Origin of the sequence: Streptococcus sp. NM, assembly GCF_003390135.1 — a bacterium.
Classification (GTDB): domain Bacteria; phylum Bacillota; class Bacilli; order Lactobacillales; family Streptococcaceae; genus Streptococcus.
The window spans coordinates 660,153-680,912 of sequence record NZ_QUOS01000001.1; the positions used below are offsets into that span (position 1 = coordinate 660,153).

The window sequence follows — 20,760 nt, forward strand, 5'->3', positions numbered from 1 at the left end:
GGAGACCTCATGACACTTCCAGTTAGAAAATCCCTGCATGATGCGGTTTTACAGGCTTCAAAAGCTGATACTTGGGAACAAGCTACCAAGGAATGGAATGAAGTTTCCTTGATTTTTAACGGTATCGGCCGTAGCAATTGTGTCTGTGGAAATGCCATAAAATACGCTTATGAACTCTTTAACGGTGTCACAGGCCAACGCCTCTTTCCAATTGGTAGCGACTGTGTTCGTCATTTTCATCGATTGTCCCTTGACCAGCAACTGGAAGAGGAAGAAAAACTGCTCAGAAAGGTTGAAAATCTGACCAGAAAAGCCCAGAAAAAGGAAAAAATCAAGGTCAATAAAAGTGACTTTGACGAGCGTCTTCTAAAGTGGCTCTGGGGAAAAGGTGTTTTTAAACCCAATCGTGGCAATCAATTTGCACCTGAGAGAGACTATCAGCTTTTCTTAGAAGTCTTTCAAGGAGGAAGTTGGACAAAGGCAGAGCCTAAGAAGAAAGCTCGGATGGAAGAAGTCCTTGAAAAGTGTATCAAACCCTTTTTACTTGGAAAACCAGATGACCAACTCTACCTTGTCAAGCTAGGCAAGGAGAAAATTGACTACGAACAAGAACTCCGTATCCAGGCAGAGAAAGAGCGCAAGAAGAGGGATAAAATCGCCAAGCAGTATGCAGACAATCTAGTTTTGGCCATGGGCCCAGCAGAACGTGCCTATCAAGATTACTTTGGCTTTACGGAGACCTTGACTCAAGAAGAACGCAAGTGGGAAAAAATTCTTTTTGGTAAAAATCGAACAGAACGGGCTATCAAGGCCAAACAATACCAAAAAGAGCTGGAAAAAGACCAACGAATTGCCGGTCAGGATCCAATTGAAAGAAAGCAGAAGCAGACCTGGCTTCTCAATTCCTATTTCCGTGAGCTTCCTGACGAAAAATCCCGCTTTGCTCGACTCTTATTAGAATATCGAAAAAGTGGAGAAGTGGCATTTTCAACTGAATATTTTTCAGACCATCTGCTCGACTTTTTCTATAAAATGAAAGCCTTTGAGTTTGAAATCACACCAGAACAAGTTCGAGATTTTCTAAAAGAAAGCCTTCAAGCAGACCATCTCTCCTCAGCACAAGAAAGCTGGATAGAAGGAATTTTGACAAATTGCATAGTCCCATTTTTATCTCGAATACTCATCTAAAACTAAATATATGAGACATAGAATTTTATATAAGGTTAATATACAAATCAAGTGGGGTTGAAATCAGTCTTCCTTTAAAAAGTAGCTATTACAAATAAAAGCTTATGCAAAAAAGAATAATTTATGATAGAATAGAGGATAAGAAAGAAAACGTTTTTACAATTTTTTCAATCCGAAGGAGATATATTATGGCTACTATTCAATGGTTTCCTGGTCACATGTCTAAAGCTCGTCGACAGGTTCAGGAAAATTTAAAATTTGTTGATTTTGTGACGATTTTGGTGGATGCACGCTTACCTCTATCTAGTCAAAATCCTATGTTGACCAAGATTGTTGGTGACAAACCAAAACTCTTGATTTTAAACAAGGCAGACTTGGCTGACCCGGCAATGACCAAGGAATGGCGCCAGTATTTTGAATCACAAGGAATTCAGACGCTAGCTATCAACTCCAAAGAGCAAGTGACTGTAAAAGTTGTAACAGATGCGGCCAAGAAGCTCATGGCTGATAAGATTGCTCGCCAGAAAGAACGTGGAATTCAGATCGAAACCTTGCGTACCATGATTATCGGGATTCCAAATGCTGGTAAATCAACGCTTATGAACCGTTTGGCTGGTAAGAAAATTGCCGTTGTCGGCAATAAACCAGGGGTTACAAAGGGACAACAATGGCTCAAAACAAATAAAGACCTTGAAATCCTGGATACACCGGGGATTCTCTGGCCTAAGTTTGAGGATGAAACTGTTGCGCTTAAGTTGGCCTTGACCGGAGCTATCAAAGACCAGTTACTTCCTATGGATGAGGTAACTATTTTTGGCCTCAATTATTTCAAAGAACATTATCCAGAAAAGTTGGCCGAACGCTTCAAACAAATGAAGATTGAAGAAGAAGCGCCGGTTATTATTATGGACATGACTCGTGCCCTCGGTTTCCGTGACGACTATGACCGTTTTTACAGTCTCTTCGTGAAGGAAGTCCGTGATGGCAAACTCGGTAACTATACCTTAGATACATTGGAAGACCTCGATGGCGACGATTAAAGAAATCAAAGAACTCCTTGCAACGGTCAAGGAGTTAGAAAGCCCTATTTTTTTAGAGCTTGAAAAGGATGATCGTTCTGGAGTTAAAAAGGAAATCATCAAGCGTAAAAAAGCCATTCAGGCAGAATTGGATGAAGATTTTCGTTTGGAATCCATGCTTTCCTATGAAAAAGAACTGAACAAGCAAGGATTGACCTTAATTGCTGGTGTTGACGAGGTTGGTCGTGGACCTCTGGCTGGGCCTGTAGTCGCTGCAGCTGTTATTTTACCTCAAAATTGTAAAATTAAAGGCCTCAATGACAGCAAGAAAATTCCTAAAAAGAAACATCTGGAGATTTTCCAAGCAGTTCAAGACCAAGCTTTATCAATCGGCATTGGTATCATGGATAATCAGGTCATCGACCAAGTCAATATCTATGAAGCAACCAAACTAGCCATGCAGGAAGCAATTTCCCAGCTCAGTCCTCAACCTGAACATCTCTTGATAGATGCCATGAAACTGAAGTTGCCGATTTCACAAACCTCCATCATCAAAGGTGATGCTAATTCCCTCTCCATTGCAGCGGCTTCTATAATAGCCAAGGTGACACGTGACGAATTGATGAGGGAATACGATCAGCAATTTCCCGGCTATGATTTCGCTACTAATGCCGGTTATGGAACAGCTAAACACCTAGAAGGCCTCACAAAACTAGGAGTTACCCCAATTCACCGAACCAGCTTTGAACCCGTTAAATCACTGGTTTTAGGAGAAAAAGAAAGTTAAGTTAGAAGGAATGATTATGGAGGAACAGTCAGAAACACTCAGCTCCAAGAAAGAATTTGCCTTTGCCTCAAGTACTATATTATCCCAAGTTGGACGAGGAATCATCGTCGGTCTTGTCATTGGAATTATCGTTGGATCCTTTCGTTTCTTAATCGAAAAAGGCTTCCACCTGATACAAGGACTTTATCAAGATCAAGCGCACCTAGTGCGCAATCTTTTTATCATTGGTCTATTTTATTTAATAGTTTGTTGGCTCAGTGCGAAATTAACTCAGTCAGAAAAAGACATAAAGGGTTCTGGAATCCCTCAAGTTGAAGCCGAATTAAAGGGATTGATGACTCTCAACTGGTGGGGAGTTCTTTGGAAAAAATATATTCTAGGAATTCTTGCTATTGCAAGTGGACTTATGCTGGGGCGTGAAGGACCAAGCATTCAACTTGGAGCAGTTGGTGGTAAGGGTATTGCCAAGTGGCTCAAATCCAGTCCAGTAGAGGAACGCTCCTTGATTGCTAGTGGAGCTGCCGCTGGTCTAGCTGCAGCCTTTAATGCACCGATTGCAGGACTTCTCTTTGTGGTAGAAGAAGTTTATCACCATTTTTCACGCTTTTTCTGGGTATCTACTCTCGCAGCTAGTCTCGTAGCAAACTTTGTCTCACTACTCATATTTGGCTTAACACCCGTACTGGACATGCCAGACAACATCCCACTCATGACCCTAGACCAGTATTGGATTTACCTCCTTATGGGAGTTTTTCTTGGACTATCTGGTTTTCTCTATGAGAAAGCTGTGCTCAATGTTGGTAGAGTTTATGACTGGCTTGGTCAAAAAATCCGTTTGGATAGAGCTTATTATCCAATTCTTGCCTTCATTCTCATCATACCAGTCGGAATCTTCTTACCCCAAATCCTTGGTGGTGGAAATCAGCTGGTTCTTTCCCTGACTAAGCAAGATTTTAGTTTTCAAGTTCTATTAGCGTACTTTTTGATTCGCTTTGTTTGGAGCATGATTAGTTATGGAAGTGGCCTTCCAGGAGGAATTTTCCTACCAATTTTAGCGCTTGGCTCCTTACTTGGAGCTCTAGTTGGTGTCATTTGTGTCAATCTTGGACTTGTAAGTCAGCAGCAATTCCCTATATTTGTCATTCTAGGAATGAGTGGCTATTTTGGAGCAATATCCAAGGCTCCTTTAACTGCTATGATTCTGGTAACCGAAATGGTAGGAGATATTCGAAACCTCATGCCACTTGGATTAGTCACCTTGGTTGCTTACATCATCATGGATCTACTCAAGGGTGCACCAGTCTATGAGGCTATGTTGGAAAAAATGCTGCCAGAAGAAGCGACAGATGAAGGAGAAGTCACTCTCATTGAAATCCCTGTTTCAGATAAAATAGCAGGAAAACAAGTTCACGAACTCAACTTACCACATAACGTACTCATCACCACCCAAGTCCATAATGGCAAGAGCCAAACAGTTAACGGCTCAACCAGAATGTATCTCGGAGATATGATTCACCTAGTTATTCCAAAAAGTGAAATTGGGAAAGTCAAAGATTTGTTATTGTAGAATTTTTTTACATAATTTATGCTATGTTAAAACGAATTTCTTAATTAAATACACTAGAAAACCGATTCTCAGCAATGAGGTCGGTTTTTTCTTGTTAGAAATATTATAATATATTATAAAAAATGATTAAATTATTCTAGGTTATAGTATAATAAGAAAAAGGAGAACAGCTTAAATGAATAATTCCAGCATCAGAAAGAGTCATAAAAGGTTACTAATCGTTTTGTTACTCGTAGCCATCACAGCAGGAGGTGTTTTTATGTTTAGTATGTTAGGGAAGTCTCAAGAAGAACGTCGAAATAGAGAGTATGAAGTTAGTTTGGTGAATGCTTTAAAAAATTCTTACCAAGGGATTGAGGAGATTAAGATTTCCAATCCAGAATACATGAATCCTCCAGGCGACTGGTCTTGTAAGATTGATATCTTGTTCAAAGATGGGGAAAAAATCTTTTATGGAATTCCACATAACTTAGATGAGAAACAAAATTATAACGGTCGTATGACTTATGGACAACGAGATTTTCTTAACCTAAGAAAAGGAATAACAACTAATACAGTTACGGTTACATACTCTAACAAAGAAAGAGGGAAGCAGTAATGGTATTCAATTATACTGATAAACAACTTAATGAATTAAACCATGGGAAGAATGTATATAGCGTCAATGATGAATATGCTAATCGTGATGAAAACCAAACATATACTGTTGTCAACAAAGAAGACGATAATCTATTGGAAAATGAAAAAAATATGATTACCACCTCCGATGGTCAAGAATTCCGTGTTGTTGCCACTAAGTCTGACATTGAAACAGGTTTTGATGGACTGGCAGTCGCACCTATTGTCAACGGCGAACCAGATTATAAAAATGTAGCTGTGATTGCTACAGAAACGGATCCTGGGAGTCCTACTATGATTGAAAGATGTAAAATAACTTTTTCTTATTATAGTGTAATATAGGCTAATCGTATAGTATAATAAGAAAAAGGAGAACAGCTTAAATGAATAATTCCAGCAATAAAAAAAGATATATAAGACTACTAATCGTTTTGTTACTCGTAGCCATCACAACAGGAGGTGTTTTTGTGTTTAGTATGTTAGGGAAGTCTCAAGAAGAGCGTCGAAATAGAGAATATGAAGTAAGTCTGGTTAATGCGTTAAAGAATTCCTACCAAGGGATTAAGGAGATTAAGATTATGGATCCTTACTATAATGACAAACCGGGTTCGTGGTCTTGTGATATTTCAGTACAGTTCAATGATAGTCAAACTATTACTTATGGAATTAATCACAGATTAACCTATAAAGAAAACCATGATGGTCTTATGAAAGGAAATACTAATGAAGAAATTGATCAACAATGGTCTATACTTCAAAAACACATTGGTAAAACAGAATCTACAATATTAGTACGATATTCAAATGGTGAAACAGGAGAGCAATAATGGTATTTAATTATACTGATAATCAATTGAATAATTTAAACCAAGATTTTGCGGTCTATAGTATTAATAAAGAATTTTCAGAACGCAATAAAAAGAAGTTTGTGACAGATAATCCAAATAATAAAAACGAAACCAACACTATAACCACCTCCGATGGTCAAGAATTCCGTGTTGTTGCCACTAAGTCTGACACTGAAACAGGTTTTGATGGGCTGGCAGTTGCACCAATTGTCAATGGCGAACCAGATTATAAAAATGTAGCCGTGATTACTGCAGGGACGGATCCAGAGAGTCCTACTAAGACTGACAGATGTAAAATAACTTTTTCTTATTATAGTGTAATATAGGCTAATCTTATAGTATAATAAGAAAAAGGAGAAAAGCTTGAATGAATAATTCCAGCAATAAAAAAAGTCATAAAAGGCTGCTAATCGTTTTGTTACTCGCAATCATCACAGTAGGAGGTGTTTTTATGTTTAACATGTTAGGGAAGTCTCAAGAGGAGCGTCGAAATAGAGAACATGAAGTTAGTCTGGTAAACGCCTTAAAGAATTCCTATGAAGGTATTGAGGAGGTAACGATTACAAATCCATCGTACAGCTCAATTCCTTCAGACGCTTGGGGGGCGGATGTGAAACTAAAATTTTTTGATGGAACATCTAAAGAACATGTTTTAGCTTTTGATATAAACTCGAATAAAATTAGGATTGGAGTATATAATAAGGATGATGAAGAATTTCAACATTTTTTAAATTCTAAGCGAGGTTCTACTAAGTCAAAAGTTAAAGTTAAATATTCTAATGGTTCAGAAGGGGAGCTATGATGAATAAATACGTGTATACAGACAAACAACTTAATGAATTGAATCAAGGTCCGAATGTTTACAGTGTTAATACTGAGTTCGCACAGCGTAAAGAAAACCGAACAAACATTGTTACTGCTAAATCAGATAACGAGTTAAAAAAGGGAGAAACCAACACCATAACCACCTCAGATGGTCAAGAATTCCGTGTCGTTGCGACTAAGTCTGACCCAGGGACAGGTTTTGATGGGACTTGTTTTAGCTACATTTTTTCTATTCTAGTGTTATTTATCTTTAAATTATAGTAGAATGAAGAAAAGGAGAAAAGCTTAAATGAATAATTCCAGCAATAAAAAAAGTCATAAATGGCTATTAATCGTTGTATCACTCGCAATCATCACAGCAGGAGGTGTTTTTATGTTTAGCATGTTAGGGAAATCCAAAGAAGAACGTCGGAATAGAGAGTATGAAGTTAGTTTGGTGAATGCTTTAAAGAATTCCTATGAAGGGATTGAGGAGATTAAAATTTCCAATCCAGCATACACAAGCCCTCCAGGTTCATGGTCTTGTGATGTAGAAATCAAATTTAATGATGAAAGAACTCTTTCATATGGAATTAATCATCATTTAAACTATAAAACGAATTATGGTGGACGTCAAGAAACAAACGAAGATTGGCAGTATTTAGAAACTCATAAAGGGAAAACTTTAAAGTCAGTGAGAATTACTTATTCTGATAGTAAGCAAGGAGAACTATGATGAAATTCCAATATACTGATAATCAATTGAATAATTTAAACCAAGATTTTGCTGTTTATAGTGTGAACGAAGAGTTTTCAAGTAGAAAAAAGACAAAACAGGTTGTAGAAAAGTCTAAAATTGATCCTAAAAACGAAACCAACACTATAACTACCTCCGATGGTCAAGAATTCCGTGTCGTTGCGACTAAGTCTGACCCAGGAACAGGTTTTGATGGTTTGGCGGTAGCTCCTATGGTCAACGGCAAACCGGATTATAAAAGTATAGCTGTGATTGCTGCAGGGACGGATCCAGGGAGTCCTACTAAGATTGACATTTCTACAGCTCTGGTAGAAAGAGATACATCTTTGTCACCCCAATATTTTGTAGCGGACCGTTTCGTAAAAGAAATCATGGACGATCCCAGATATGAAGTTAGTCATCTATCAGGTTATTCACAAGGCTCTTATATGCTAAAGGTAGGAGCTAAATACCACATCCCTACGACAACCTTCAATGCTTGGTTTTATTATCTTTCACTTTCTAATGACGAAAAAGCATTCATAGACAAAAATCCAGCTATGTTTATTGATTATCGTAGAAAGTCTGATAATGTTGTCGTTATCAATGATTTCAATCACCCCGAATGGTTTAATAAATCTTTCTTAAAAATGCCTGATACAATATACTGGCTGGACGGAACTAGCCACAATATCGATGATTGGGAGTTTGATCCTGTAACAGGTCAAGTTGTTGATGGTAAAGGTGGAAAACCCTTAATTAGTGGTGTTTATCGAGCTTATGCCAACAGTCTCCGAGGAATGGCTCATTACAAGGACTTGAAGTCAAAATGGTCATCAGGTGGCATTAGTAGTTCTGAGGAAATATACTTAGATGCAGCTCAAGGTTCTATCCTATCATCATCAATGGCTACGGCAGCAAGAACTGGAGCTGATGAAGTGAGCGCCTTAGCCAAAAACGCCAATCAAGAATTACAAGAAATTTGGTCAAAAATCGATTTTACAAGCTACACAGCCTTGGCTCCCTATGAAGTTGAAAGCCTTTTTGCTAGCCAAAGTATCACTCAAGCACAGTTTATCGATACTTTTCAGGCAGAAACGGATCAAATAGTCGCTAAGATGAATGCTTCCGCCCAAGAATTCGAAAATTTGAATAAACAATTACAGGAAGTCATCGAAAAAACAGTAGCAACAGACACACAATTTGCTAAGGAGTTCAGACAATGGAAAGCAGAGATGTAAAATGGGATGCCGTTAGACAAAAAGAGAGGGAAATTCTTAACCTCGAAGAACAATACTATCTGGAAAAGAACAAGTTAGAGAAAAAGACACTAGAATTAGAGGAACGTTCTGCAAGATTAGAAAAGATCATGAACGAAGAAGCTGATAAAATGTACCTAGTATTAAGAAAGTTTTCATCACCAGCTGATTGTGTTAGAGAGTACTTTACAGACATAGAAAATTTGAGATATCATTCTAACCAAGTCTATAGAACTAATGAAATAAAACTGGAAGAAGAAAAAGAAAAAATAGATAAAGAATTTCGACAAAGAAAAAATATCTTAGATGAAGAATATCAAAAACTAAGGAGAAATTATGCAAGCACTAATGAATGAGTACTATACTGATGAAGAATACCAATACGCTCTAAAACAAATGTATCGAATGATGGAAAGAAATCGTATTCTGGCTCAATGCCAATTGGCAAAGACCGCTAAAAATCAAATAAAAGAAAGTTTTGACCAAAAATCGAAAACAATTGCAAAAGATACTAAAGCAACAATAACAAGTATTAACAGCCAAATGGACACTGCAATACAAGGAAAAGTCCGCAAAAGTCTTGAAACAAAAATACCTAATATGTTAGTCAAGTATGATGATATATAAAGAAGAATTTTTCGTATGGTTATATAGTTTTCTTTGCATCTATGTCCTCTATAATATCTTTCCGGAAAACTATAATTTTCTTGAAAAATAAATAAGTCTATGCTATACTACTAGTAGACTTATTTATGGAGAAAACACATGAAACGTGAGATTTTACTGGAACGAATAGACAAACTAAAACAAATCATGCCCTGGTATGTTCTGGAATACTATCAATCTAAGCTAGCTGTACCTTACAGTTTTACAACCTTGTACGAATATCTCAAGGAATACGAACGATTTTTCAGCTGGGTTTTAGAGTCTGGTATCTCAAATGCCGATAAAATATCTGATATTTCTTTATCTGTCTTGGAAAATATGTCTAAGAAAGACATGGAATCCTTTATCCTTTACCTACGTGAACGTCCTTTGCTGAATGCTAATACAACCAAGCAAGGAGTTTCTCAGACAACCATCAATCGGACTTTGTCAGCACTTTCTAGTCTTTACAAGTATCTGACCGAGGAGGTTGAAAACGACCAGGGGGAACCTTATTTCTATCGTAATGTAATGAAAAAAGTTTCAACCAAGAAAAAGAAAGAAACGCTTGCTGCCAGAGCTGAAAACATCAAGCAAAAACTCTTTCTTGGTGATGAAACAGAAGGTTTTTTAACTTATATCGACCAAGAGTACCCACAACAACTTTCTAATCGAGCTCTTTCATCATTTAACAAAAATAAAGAACGTGATTTGGCCATCATTGCCCTTCTCTTGGCATCTGGTGTTCGCTTATCTGAAGCTGTTAATCTGGATCTAAGAGATCTCAATCTAAAAATGATGGTTATTGATGTTACTCGTAAAGGGGGCAAACGTGACTCTGTCAATGTCGCTGCTTTTGCTAGGCCTTATTTAGAGAATTATCTGGCCATTCGAAATCAACGCTATAAGACGGAAAAAACAGACACAGCGCTCTTTCTGACCTTATATCGAGGTGTACCGAATCGTATCGATGCTTCCAGTGTGGAAAAGATGGTTGCTAAGTACTCTGAGGACTTCAAAGTCCGTGTAACTCCCCATAAACTACGACATACTCTAGCAACTAGGCTTTATGATGCGACTAAATCGCAAGTTTTGGTCAGTCACCAGCTAGGACATGCAAGCACACAAGTAACTGACCTCTATACCCATATCGTTAATGATGAACAAAAGAATGCTCTAGATAGTTTATGAAATACATAAAATAAATTATGTAATATATGATTTTTAAAAAAGAAGCTGATCCTACGACCAACTTCTTTTTGATTTATCCAACTACCGCTTCAGCGATTTCTTCACGGCTAATACCAGCGAAGTAGCGTGTGATATCAATGGTTTCTAGCGCCTTAAGGACATCTTCGCGTTCGTATTTGACGCCACGAAGGACATCTTCTACAGCTGCAACGTCTTCAATACCAAAGAAGTCACCATAAATCTTGATGTCTTGGATTTTTGATTCGAGAACATTAGCAAAGACTTCCACCTTACCACTAGTGAATTTTGTTCCACGACGGACGTTAAATTCAGGTGATTTACCGTAGTTCCAGTCCCAAGTACCAAACTTAGTGTCCTTGATGCGATTGATTTCAGCTACTTCTTCCTCAGAAAAAACGTATTCTGTCATCTCTGGATACTCTTTTTTCATGTATTCCAAGAGTAAGTCACGGAATTCTTCGACCGTGATTTTTTCTGGTAATTCATTGATAATATTGGTTACACGAGCACGAACCGATTTCACACCTTTTGATTCAAATTTATCCTTTGAAACCTTAAGGGCATTTGCGAGGACTGACAAATCAACGTCAAAGAGCAAGCAACCGTGGTGCATGATACGACCATTAATATAAGCTTGGGCATTGCCACAGAATTTCTTACCGTCAATTTCTAAGTCATTACGGCCTGTGAACTCAGCTTTAACCCCAAGTTGAGCTAGTGTATTGATAACTGGAGTTGAGAAGCTCTTAAAGTCAAAAGCCTTGTTTTCATCTTCTTTTGAAATGATCGTGTAGTTGAGGTTATTTAAATCGTGGTAAACAGCTCCACCACCGCTGATACGGCGGACCACCTCAATACCATTTTCTCGAACATAATCACGGTTGATTTCTTCGATAGTGTTCTGGTGACGACCAACAATGATAGATGGCTTGTTAATCCAAAGTAGGAAGATTTGATCCTCATCCAAAAGATGTTTAAAGGCGTATTCTTCCAAGGCAATATTAAAGGCAGTGTCGTTTGAATGATTGATAATATATTTCATGATATCCCTTTATACGATAGAGACTGGAAAGTTATTTTCCAGTCTAATCTATCTTTCTTTTATTTTTTCTTAGGTGAATGGATAGCCATTCCTAGAACATCCGCAAATGCTTCGTACATCACTTCAGAGTAAGTTGGATGTCCGTGGATAGTCTTCAGCATTTCTTCAACAGTAATTTCCATTTCGATAATGCTTGACGCCTCATTGATTAATTCTGCGGCTGCAGGTCCAATGATATGAACACCAAGAATTTCTCCGTATTTCTTATCTGCAATAACTTTAACGAAACCTTGAGCAGCATCAGATGCAATGGCACGACCGTTGGCAGCAAAGTTGAATTTACCGATGGCAACATCGTATTTCTCACGAGCTTGTTCTTCAGTAAGACCTACTGCTGCTACTTCAGGAAGAGTGTAGATAGCTGCTGGAGTCAAGTTCAATTTCGCAACAGCATGATTTCCTTTGAGGGCATTTTCAGCGGCAACTTCACCCATGCGGAAAGCTGCGTGCGCCAACATCTTCGTACCGTTGATGTCACCTGGTGCGTAGATACCTGGAACAGAAGTTTCCATGTATTCGTTGACCTTGATACGTCCACGATCCAATTCAAACTCAACATCTCCAATACCTTCAAGGTCTGGCACACGACCGATTGAAAGAAGGGCTTTGCTTGCGATGATATCGTCTTTTCCTTCAACCTTGATACGAAGTTGACCATTTTCTTCGACGATTTCTTGGAGTTTAGTGTCAGTTAAGATGGTCATACCTTTACGTTCAAGGATCAAGCGAAGATTCTTAGACACTTCCGCATCCATAGCTGGCACGATACGGTCCATCATTTCGATAACAGTCACTTTTGACCCAAATGTCATGAAGGCCTGACCGAGTTCGATACCGACAACACCACCACCAATGATTACAAGGCTTTCTGGCACTTCGTTCATTTCAAGAATATCATCACTAGTCATGACAAGCGATGATTCCATACCAGGGACGTTGATCTTGCTGACTTTTGAACCACCGGCAAGGATGATTTTCTTGGTTTCAAGCAATTCTGAACCATTTACCAAGACATTCTTATCTTTAGTAATAGTACCAACACCCTTATGAACAGTAACTCCGTAGCTACGAAGAAGACCTGCAACTCCGCCAACCAAGGTATTGACAACCTTAGACTTGGTTTCAAGGAGTTTGTCCATATCTACAGTGAAATTTGGATTTTCGATTACGATACCACGGTTTGCGGCATGACCGATATTTTCGATAATTTCAGCGTTGTGAAGATAGGTCTTGGTTGGGATACATCCACGGTTCAAGCAGGTTCCACCGAGTTCAGATTTCTCAACAAGGGCAACCTTACCACCGAGTTGGGCAGCTTTAATGGCCGCAACATAACCAGCAGGACCTCCACCAATCACAACGATATCAAAGGCATCATCGCTCTTACCATCGTCGTTTGAGACACTAGCTGCAGGTGCAGGGCTAGCTTCTGGCGATGCGGCTCCAGCTGTTGGGATGTTTTCCCCCTCTTCGCCAAGGTAACCGATAACTTCCGTTACAGGGACAGTTTCGCCATCTCCTTTGAGAATGGCAATCAAGTACCCATCTTCTTCAGCTTCCAATTCCATGCTGACTTTATCAGTCATGATTTCCAAAAGGATTTCTCCTTCTTTTACAAATTCTCCGACTTTTTTATTCCATTGGACGATTTGTCCTTCTGTCATATCCACGCCGGCTTTTGGCATAATTACTTCTAAGGCCATGTCTTCCTTCCTTTATCTATATCTTAAAAATGAATACTCTTGTTCTTAAATCAACATTGATATTGGATTTTCAATCAATTCTTTCAAGTCCTTCATAAACTTAGCACCAGCCATACCATCTACGACACGGTGATCAATGGTCAATCCTAGGCTCATGATAGGGCGAATCACAATTTCACCATTGACAACAACTGGCTTCTCAATTGTCGAGCTCACACCAAGGATAGCTGAGTTGGGTTGGTTGATGATTGGACCAAAGGACTGAACGCCAAACATTCCCAAGTTACTGATAGTAAATGTTGAATTTTGCAGTTCACTTGGAGCCAATTTACCATCCAAGGTACGACCAATAACATCTTTGAAGGCTACAACCAGTTCTGAAAGACTCATCTTCTCAGCATTGTAAACAACAGGTGTCATCAATCCATTATCCATCCCAACTGCCATGGCAAGATTGACATAGTTGTGAGTGATAATGGTCTTGCCATCTTCTGTCAATGAAGCGTTGATATAAGGGTGTTTCATAAGAGTCTTAACAACAGCAAGTGAAAGAAGGTCTGTTACAGTAGTCTTCTTCCCAGTTGCTTCCATGATTGGCTCAAGAACCTTCTTACGAAGAGCCAACATTTCAGTCATATCAACTTCATAGTTGAGGGTGAAGGTTGGCGCAGTTAGGTAAGATTCAACCATGCGTTGGGCAATAACCTTACGCATTGGTGTCATTGGAATACGTTCAATTTCACCGTATGGTGTTACGTTATCAGGGACTTCTTCCACTTTTTCAATCTGAGCAGGAGACTTAATGGTGTCGTTTTCGATATTTTCAGGAAGCAAGGCTAAAACGTCCTTCTTCATGATCTTACCACGATGACCGGTTCCTTGAATCTCCTGCCAAGCAATGTTATGTTCGAGGGCAATTCGTTTTGCAAGTGGCGAAATGCGAACCACGTTTGTGTCTTTATAAGTTTCCACGTCTTCTTTGTGGACACGACCGTTTGCACCTGAGCCAGAAACGTCGTAGAGGTTGATCCCTAAATCATCCGCTAACTTTCTAGCCGCAGGAGTCGCTCTTAGCTTGTCATCAGCCATGACCTCTCCAATTCTATTTATGATACAAAGGGCGTTAAAAGCGACTGAAAAATAGGAAATCGACGATGGCTTCAATGAAGCCAAGGAGATTTATCTTTTTTCCGAGCTTTTAGCCCGTGTTCGAATATAAGATATTAAGGACGAAGAGCTCTGCACCTAAAAGATACAAAGTTTCTCGTCAGCTTTATTTTGTTTACATAATTTATCTTATGTAATTCTATTCTTTGTTATATGTTTTACGGATGGCATCTTTGATGCTTTCAACGGTTGGAATCATTGCATTTTCTAGGTTTTGCGCGTAAGGCATCGGCACATCTTCTCCTGCACAACGACGAATTGGTGCATCTAGATAGTCAAATGCTTCAGATTCTGAAATAATAGCTGAAATCTCTCCGATATAGCCGCTTGTTTTATGGGCATCGTTAACCAGAACAACTTTACCAGTCTTCTTAACTGAGTTAATGATGATCTCCTTATCAAGCGGAACAAGGGTGCGTGGGTCAACAATCTCAACAGAAATTCCTTCTTCTGCTAATTCTTCAGCTGCTTGAACCACACGGCGAAGCATTTTTCCATAAGTAACAACTGTTACATCCGTACCTTCACGTTTGATTTCCCCAACTCCAAGTGGAATCGTATAGTCTGGATCAACTGGTACTTCCCCCTTTTGGTTAAATTCTGACTTGTACTCAAGGATAATAACAGGGTTGTTATCACGGATAGAAGACTTAAGCAGTCCTTTCATGTCCGCAGGCGTACCTGGTGCTACAACCTTAAGTCCTGGGATATGAGTGAACCAAGACTCTAGAGATTGTGAATGCTGGGCTGCAGAACCAACTCCGTTACCAGCTGCACAACGAACAGTCATTGGAACCTGACCTTTCCCACCAAACATATAGCGTGTTTTAGCTGCTTGGTTTACGATATTGTCCATGGCAATGACCGAGAAGTCCATGAAGGTCATATCAACGATTGGACGAAGTCCTGTCATGGCTGCTCCTGCTGCTGCTCCTGAAATGGCAGCCTCAGAAATCGGACAGTCACGGACACGTTCTGGACCAAATTCTTCAAGCATTCCAACAGAAGTGCCGAAGTCTCCTCCAAAGACACCGACATCTTCTCCCATCAAGAATACATTTTCATCGCGACGCATTTCCTCAGACATAGCAAGGATAATGGTGTCACGGAAGGACATTGTTTTTGTTTCCATTTTATCTCTTTCTCCTTAGTCTGCGTAAATATCTTCAAATGCTGATTCAAGCGGTGGGAATGGACTTTCTTCAGCAAATTTAACAGAAGCTTCTACTGCTTCCTTAACTTGCGCTTGGATTTCTTCCAATTCTTCGGCACTTGCAATGTTGTTCTCAACGAGGTAGTTACGAAGGTTTTCTATTGGGTCTTTTTGTTTCCACAATTCCACTTCTTCACGCGTACGATATTTACCAGGGTCAGATGATGAGTGACCAAGCCAACGATAAGTGACACTTTCAATCAAGACTGGTCCATTGCCACCACGAACATGGTCTACAGCTTTCTTAAATCCTTCATAGACGTCGATGACATTGTTACCGTCTTCGATGAACATTCCAGGAATTCCATATGCAGCGCTACGTTGATGGATATGCTCTACATTGGTCATTTTCTTGATATCCGCTGAGATTCCATAACCGTTGTTAATGCAGTAGAAAATGACTGGGAGTTTCCAGATAGAGGCCATATTTACTGCTTCGTGGAAAACACCTTCGTTGGTCGCACCATCTCCAAAGAAGCAGACAACGATTTTACCAGTATGTTGCATTTGCTGACTGAGGGCTGCACCAACAGCGATTCCCATACCACCACCTACGATACCATTGGCACCAAGGTTACCAGCATCAAGGTCAGCAATATGCATAGAACCACCTTTACCTTTACAGGTTCCAGTGTATTTGCCAAGGATTTCAGCCATCATTCCGTTGAGGTCAATTCCTTTGGCAATAGCTTGCCCGTGACCACGGTGGTTTGATGTGATCAAATCGTCTGGGTTGAGAGCTAACATAGCTCCCACGTTAGCTGCCTCTTCTCCAACAGAAAAGTGCGTCATTCCTGGCACTTTCCCTTTCTTAACTAATTGCGCAATTTTTAAGTCCATACGACGGATTTCTTCCATCTTACGGAACATCTCTAGCAAAAGATTTTTATCTAAAGTTGACATCTTCTTGCCTTTCTAACTTTCTTCTTACCTTACTATTTTACCGTTTTTGACAAATACTGTCAAAGTTTTTTAAAAAGAAATTTCACAAAATAAAAAAGAAAACCCCATGAAAACAAGGGATTTTCTTGTCAAGAATATTTTTTCACAAACTTTTTATCGTTTGGATTTTACTACAGATTCAAATCTCTTCATAATCACAGTTAGACGCCAACGGTAGAGGGCCCCACTTACAATTAGACTAACAATCAAGCCAATCCAATAAGAATAAGCTCCAAAGTCTGTTAGGAAATCAAATACCATAGCCACTGGTATTGCTACGCCCCAGTAACCAACCAAACCAAGGTAAAAAGGAATAACGGTATCCTTATAGCCCCGTAAAATTCCCTGAAGCGGTGCCGCAAAGGTATCTGCTAACTGGAAGAAAAGACTATAAGTCAAAAAGCGCGCTGTCAAATCGATAAATTCTAGGTCGTTACCATAAAGACTGGCCACATTTCCTCGAAAAATGTAAAGGAAGGATAAGGTGAAGCCCGCAAAAATGAGGGCAGTCCATCTTCCTAGACCAATATAGGTTTTAGCATCATCAAATCGCTTGGCTCCCACTTCATAGGAAACGACAATAGCCATAGCCGATGAGATACTCATAGGAAAGGCGTACATAAGACTTGAAAAGTTCATAGCTGACTGGTGACTAGCGATAATCAAGGACGAAAACTTAGCCATAATCAAGCCAACCACGGAAAAGATAGCCACTTCCGCAAAGACAGTTCCCCCAATAGGAAGACCTAAGCGAACTCCTTCCTTAATTTTATCCATATTAAGTGGAATTCGTTTCTCAAGGTGTAAGGCTTTGAGCTTCTCCTGTTTAAATAAAACCAGAACAGAAATCCCCAGCAAGACCCAGTAAGCCAAGGATGTTCCTAAACCTGCACCAGCTCCTCCCAGCTCTGGAACTCCAAAGGCTCCGTAAATCAAGAGATAGTTAAATCCGCTATTGAGAGGAAGTAACAAAAGCATGAGATACATAGACAGTTTGGTCAACCCTAGCGAATCCAGCAAGGAACGAATGACACTAAAAAGCAACAGGGGGATAATTCCGATAGATAAAAACCAAAGATAGCGAACTGCTACTGCCGCCACCGGCGCTTCTAGTCCAATATGATTCAAGATTGGTGGTGCCAGGAAAAGTACCAGTCCCAGTAAGAGCACAGATAGACCCAAGGCCAGATAGATGAACTGGTAAAAATCAGACGCAACTTCTTCCTTTTTGCCTCGACCAAGATGGTGACCAATGATGGGCACCAAGGCCGATACAATCCCTGTTAGAAAGGTAAAGAAAGGATTCCAGATACTGGTTGCCATAGACACACCAGCCAAGTCCATGGTATTGTATTGACCAGTCATAGTCGTATCAACAAAGGATGCAGAATAATTGGCAAATTGATAAATCAGGATAGGGAAAAATATCTTTAAAAATAAGATAAACTTGTCTTTAAAATGATGGGTTTGGTACATATAGGCTCTCTATTCTTTTTGTTTACAGAGCAGACTCCCACCTAGTTTTGATAGACGATTTGTCCCTTACATATGGTATATTTAACCTGCCCTTTTAAGGTTTCACCGATGAATGGTGAATTAGCTGCTTTTGAAGCAAAATGGGAGTCCACAAGGCGGTCAGCCTTAGCATCAAAAATAGTGATGTCCGCTGGACCATTCTCAGCCAAGTAACCTGCTTCAAAGTTATAAAGTTTAGCTGGGTTGTATGTCATCTTTTCGAGCAATTCCATCAAACTTAACTCACCAGCTTCTACCAAAAAGGTCAAGCCAAGGGACAGTGATGTTTCTAAACCAGTCATACCAGATGGCGCTTTGGTAATATCATCGACGTTTTTCTCATCTGCATGGTGAGGCGCATGGTCAGTCGCGATAACTGTGATGACACCTGACTTGAGACCTTTAATCACGGCACGACGGTCTGATTCCAAACGAAGCGGCGGATTCATCTTAGCATTGCTACCTTGTGTCAAAAGAAGTGCTTCGGTCTTAGAAAAATGCTGTGGCGCTACTTCTGCTGTTACTTGCGCACCCAATCCTTGAGCAAACTCAACTACTTTAACACTTTCTTCCTTAGACAAATGTTGAATATGAACATGGGACTTGGTTGCATAGGCAATCATGACATCACGCGCCATCATAGCATACTCAGCTACCCCAGTCGCACCACAGATATGGAAATGTTCTTTAGCAATATTTTCGTTAAACCCAAGAATCCCATTCAAACCTGGATCTTCCTCATGAAGACTAATAAAGGTATTAAGCTTTTTGGCTTCCTCCATGGCTTCCTTTACCACTTTACTGCTTTCAAGCGGAATACCGTCATCAGAAAAACCAACAGCTCCAGCTTCTAAAAGTGCCTTAAAGTCAGTTAAATCTTGCCCATTAAAATTTTTGGTAATGGTCGCAACTGTTTTGATATTAATCTTCTCTTTGGCAGCTGACTGGAGAACTTCTTGCAAAGTCTCCACGTCTGAAATGGTTGGACTAGTATTAGCCATCATGACAACAGTTGTAAAACCACCTGTAGCGGCTGCTAAGGCACCAGTATGGATATCCTCCTTGTGGGTCTGACCAGGTTCACGGAAATGAACATGAATATCGACCAAGCCAGGAGCAACTACAAGACCTGTAGCATCTAAGATTTCTGCTCCTTCTTCCTTGATTTCGGCAGCAATTTTAACAATTTTCCCATCGTGGACTAAAACATCACACACTTGATCCAAACCAGACTTGGGATCCATTACACGACCATTTTTGATTAGTAGCATCTACTTTCTCCTTTATTCATAGAAATCAACTTGGGTATCCAACAATTTATCCCCATCATAAACAAACTTGGCTGAAAAGAAGGGTTTATCCTCTAAAAGCCACTCAACAAAGGTGTGATCCCCTTCCCAAGTTGGCTTGCTCAAAACCTCGTCATAGGGAACCCATTCTAGCGTTCCCTCGTTGCAATCAATCAAGTCCCCTTCAAACTCTGTTACCTTAAAAACATAGGTGTACCAGTCTAGATCTGGCGTGAATTCAGGAAAAGTGATAACACCTTTTAGAACTGGCTTTGCTTTGAGCCCTGTTTCTTCAAGGATTTCACGCACTGCACATTCCTGTGGAGTCTCACCACGCTCCAGCTTACCACCCACACCAATCCATTTCCCTTCATGAACATCATTTGGCTTCTTATTACGGTGGAGCATGAGCAGTTCTTTCCCATTATCAATGTAGCAAATCGTCGCTAACTGAGGCATATTTTCTCCTTATCTAAGCCAATCAATTGGCTCTTGTCCTGTCTCTGTTAAGAATGCATTGGCCTTGGAAAAAGGCTTGGAACCCCAAAATCCTCTATAAACTGATAAAGGACTGGGGTGGGCTGATTCGATAATCATGTGATGAGGATTGGTAACCAAGGCCTTCTTCTTACGTGCATAAGCTCCCCAGAGTACAAAAACAACTGGTCTATCTAGATGATTGACCACCTGAATCACAGCATCAGTAAAAGGCTCCCATATCTGACCGGCATGACCATTGGCCTGTCCAGCAGGAACCGTCAAACAAGCATTAAGAAGTAAGACTCCTTGCTCAGCCCAAGCTGTCAAATCATGGGATTTCTTAACGCCAAGATCATCTGACAATTCTTTCAAGATATTTTGCAAGGATGGCGGAGCTGGGATAGAGTCGGGTACAGAAAAACTCAAGCCCTGCGCTTGACCTGGCCCGTGATAGGGATCTTGCCCTAGAATCACCACCTTAACTTCTTCAAGCGGTGTTGTCAAGAGAGCCTGAAAAACCTTTTCTTTGGGCGGATAAATAGTCCCTTGATAATAGACCTGATCCATAAACTGATTGATTTTCCCGAAATAACCCTCAGGTAATTGCTCCTTAATCAAAGCATGCCAAGATGAGTGTTGCATAGCCAACTCCTTCGTTTTTACTGC

At 39.9% G+C, this 20,760-nt stretch carries 24 protein-coding genes; 15 read left to right on the top strand and 9 right to left on the bottom strand.

Going from position 1 to position 20,760, the window contains the following annotated elements; genetic code table 11:
• The first annotated feature begins 9 nt into the window (after window positions 1–9).
• From DXN33_RS03395 to xerS, 15 genes are all read left to right on the top strand, one after another.
• Window positions 10–1,188 carry a hypothetical protein gene (locus tag DXN33_RS03395; RefSeq protein WP_115904340.1) on the top strand — a complete coding sequence of 393 codons (1,179 nt, stop codon included), beginning with the start codon at window positions 10–12 and terminating at the stop codon, window positions 1,186–1,188.
• A gap of 188 nt (window positions 1,189–1,376) precedes the next feature.
• Window positions 1,377–2,228, top strand: a complete 852-nt coding sequence (gene ylqF, locus DXN33_RS03400) for a ribosome biogenesis GTPase YlqF (RefSeq protein ID WP_000201321.1) — start codon at window positions 1,377–1,379, stop codon at window positions 2,226–2,228.
• Window positions 2,215–2,994, top strand: a complete 780-nt coding sequence (locus DXN33_RS03405; protein ID WP_115904341.1) for a ribonuclease HII — start codon at window positions 2,215–2,217, stop codon at window positions 2,992–2,994. Before ylqF ends, DXN33_RS03405 begins: the two co-directional genes overlap by 14 nt.
• Window positions 2,995–3,010: 16 nt before the next feature.
• Window positions 3,011–4,561: a ClC family H(+)/Cl(-) exchange transporter gene (locus tag DXN33_RS03410; protein ID WP_115904342.1), complete on the top strand. Its 1,551-nt coding sequence runs from the start codon at window positions 3,011–3,013 to the stop codon at window positions 4,559–4,561.
• A gap of 175 nt (window positions 4,562–4,736) precedes the next feature.
• Entirely contained in the window at window positions 4,737–5,159 is a 423-nt protein-coding gene (locus DXN33_RS03415; RefSeq protein WP_115904343.1) for a hypothetical protein, read from the top strand.
• Complete coding sequence (locus tag DXN33_RS03420; protein WP_115904344.1) at window positions 5,159–5,521, top strand: hypothetical protein; 363 nt, start codon at window positions 5,159–5,161, stop codon at window positions 5,519–5,521. The genes DXN33_RS03415 and DXN33_RS03420 overlap by 1 nt, the downstream gene beginning before the upstream one ends.
• 41 nt (window positions 5,522–5,562) lie before the next feature.
• Window positions 5,563–6,006 carry a hypothetical protein gene (locus tag DXN33_RS03425; protein WP_070843071.1) on the top strand — a complete coding sequence of 148 codons (444 nt, stop codon included), beginning with the start codon at window positions 5,563–5,565 and terminating at the stop codon, window positions 6,004–6,006.
• Window positions 6,006–6,353 carry a hypothetical protein gene (locus DXN33_RS03430; protein ID WP_115904345.1) on the top strand — a complete coding sequence of 116 codons (348 nt, stop codon included), beginning with the start codon at window positions 6,006–6,008 and terminating at the stop codon, window positions 6,351–6,353. Before DXN33_RS03425 ends, DXN33_RS03430 begins: the two co-directional genes overlap by 1 nt.
• A 41-nt stretch (window positions 6,354–6,394) precedes the next feature.
• Window positions 6,395–6,829 (top strand): hypothetical protein, encoded by a 435-nt coding sequence (locus DXN33_RS03435; protein ID WP_115904346.1) that lies wholly within the window; start codon window positions 6,395–6,397, stop codon window positions 6,827–6,829.
• Window positions 6,826–7,113, top strand: a complete 288-nt coding sequence (locus tag DXN33_RS03440) for a hypothetical protein (RefSeq protein ID WP_258864225.1) — start codon at window positions 6,826–6,828, stop codon at window positions 7,111–7,113. The genes DXN33_RS03435 and DXN33_RS03440 overlap by 4 nt, the downstream gene beginning before the upstream one ends.
• A 28-nt stretch (window positions 7,114–7,141) precedes the next feature.
• The gene (locus tag DXN33_RS03445; RefSeq protein ID WP_115904347.1) at window positions 7,142–7,567 is read left to right on the top strand and encodes a hypothetical protein; all 426 of its coding nucleotides are present in this window, start codon (window positions 7,142–7,144) and stop codon (window positions 7,565–7,567) included.
• A complete protein-coding gene (locus DXN33_RS03450; protein WP_115904348.1) occupies window positions 7,567–8,808 on the top strand; it encodes a hypothetical protein in 1,242 nt (413 codons plus the stop codon). The genes DXN33_RS03445 and DXN33_RS03450 overlap by 1 nt, the downstream gene beginning before the upstream one ends.
• A complete protein-coding gene (locus DXN33_RS03455; protein ID WP_115904349.1) occupies window positions 8,790–9,182 on the top strand; it encodes a hypothetical protein in 393 nt (130 codons plus the stop codon). The genes DXN33_RS03450 and DXN33_RS03455 overlap by 19 nt, the downstream gene beginning before the upstream one ends.
• Window positions 9,163–9,453, top strand: a complete 291-nt coding sequence (locus DXN33_RS03460) for a hypothetical protein (RefSeq protein ID WP_181897277.1) — start codon at window positions 9,163–9,165, stop codon at window positions 9,451–9,453. Before DXN33_RS03455 ends, DXN33_RS03460 begins: the two co-directional genes overlap by 20 nt.
• 138 nt (window positions 9,454–9,591) lie before the next feature.
• Window positions 9,592–10,662 (top strand): tyrosine recombinase XerS, encoded by a 1,071-nt coding sequence (xerS, locus tag DXN33_RS03465; protein WP_115904350.1) that lies wholly within the window; start codon window positions 9,592–9,594, stop codon window positions 10,660–10,662.
• A 73-nt stretch (window positions 10,663–10,735) separates the two neighbouring features.
• On the opposite strand, the gene DXN33_RS03470 is transcribed toward xerS, so the two are convergent.
• The 9 genes from DXN33_RS03470 to DXN33_RS03510 all read right to left on the bottom strand — a co-directional run bounded on the left by DXN33_RS03470 (window position 10,736) and on the right by DXN33_RS03510 (window position 20,736).
• Window positions 10,736–11,725, bottom strand: coding sequence for a lipoate--protein ligase (locus DXN33_RS03470; RefSeq protein WP_115904351.1), 990 nt, complete (start codon window positions 11,723–11,725; stop codon window positions 10,736–10,738).
• A gap of 59 nt (window positions 11,726–11,784) precedes the next feature.
• Window positions 11,785–13,488 carry a dihydrolipoyl dehydrogenase gene (gene lpdA, locus DXN33_RS03475; RefSeq protein ID WP_115904352.1) on the bottom strand — a complete coding sequence of 568 codons (1,704 nt, stop codon included), beginning with the start codon at window positions 13,486–13,488 and terminating at the stop codon, window positions 11,785–11,787.
• Between the two features lie 45 nt (window positions 13,489–13,533).
• Window positions 13,534–14,577, bottom strand: a complete 1,044-nt coding sequence (locus DXN33_RS03480) for a dihydrolipoamide acetyltransferase (protein ID WP_000752716.1) — start codon at window positions 14,575–14,577, stop codon at window positions 13,534–13,536.
• A 217-nt stretch (window positions 14,578–14,794) separates the two neighbouring features.
• On the bottom strand, window positions 14,795–15,787 hold the full coding sequence (locus tag DXN33_RS03485) for an alpha-ketoacid dehydrogenase subunit beta (RefSeq protein WP_000448715.1): 993 nt from the start codon (window positions 15,785–15,787) through the stop codon (window positions 14,795–14,797).
• A gap of 15 nt (window positions 15,788–15,802) precedes the next feature.
• Entirely contained in the window at window positions 15,803–16,771 is a 969-nt protein-coding gene (locus tag DXN33_RS03490) for a thiamine pyrophosphate-dependent dehydrogenase E1 component subunit alpha (protein WP_094753307.1), read from the bottom strand.
• A gap of 153 nt (window positions 16,772–16,924) precedes the next feature.
• Window positions 16,925–18,286, bottom strand: a complete 1,362-nt coding sequence (pdrM, locus tag DXN33_RS03495) for a sodium-coupled multidrug efflux MATE transporter PdrM (RefSeq protein ID WP_094753306.1) — start codon at window positions 18,284–18,286, stop codon at window positions 16,925–16,927.
• 41 nt (window positions 18,287–18,327) lie between these two features.
• Complete coding sequence (locus tag DXN33_RS03500) at window positions 18,328–19,596, bottom strand: dihydroorotase (RefSeq protein WP_049510716.1); 1,269 nt, start codon at window positions 19,594–19,596, stop codon at window positions 18,328–18,330.
• Window positions 19,597–19,608: 12 nt separating this feature from the next.
• The gene (locus DXN33_RS03505; protein WP_001135783.1) at window positions 19,609–20,073 is read right to left on the bottom strand and encodes an 8-oxo-dGTP diphosphatase; all 465 of its coding nucleotides are present in this window, start codon (window positions 20,071–20,073) and stop codon (window positions 19,609–19,611) included.
• A gap of 9 nt (window positions 20,074–20,082) precedes the next feature.
• Window positions 20,083–20,736, bottom strand: coding sequence for a uracil-DNA glycosylase (locus DXN33_RS03510; RefSeq protein ID WP_115904353.1), 654 nt, complete (start codon window positions 20,734–20,736; stop codon window positions 20,083–20,085).
• Window positions 20,737–20,760 lie beyond the last annotated feature (24 nt).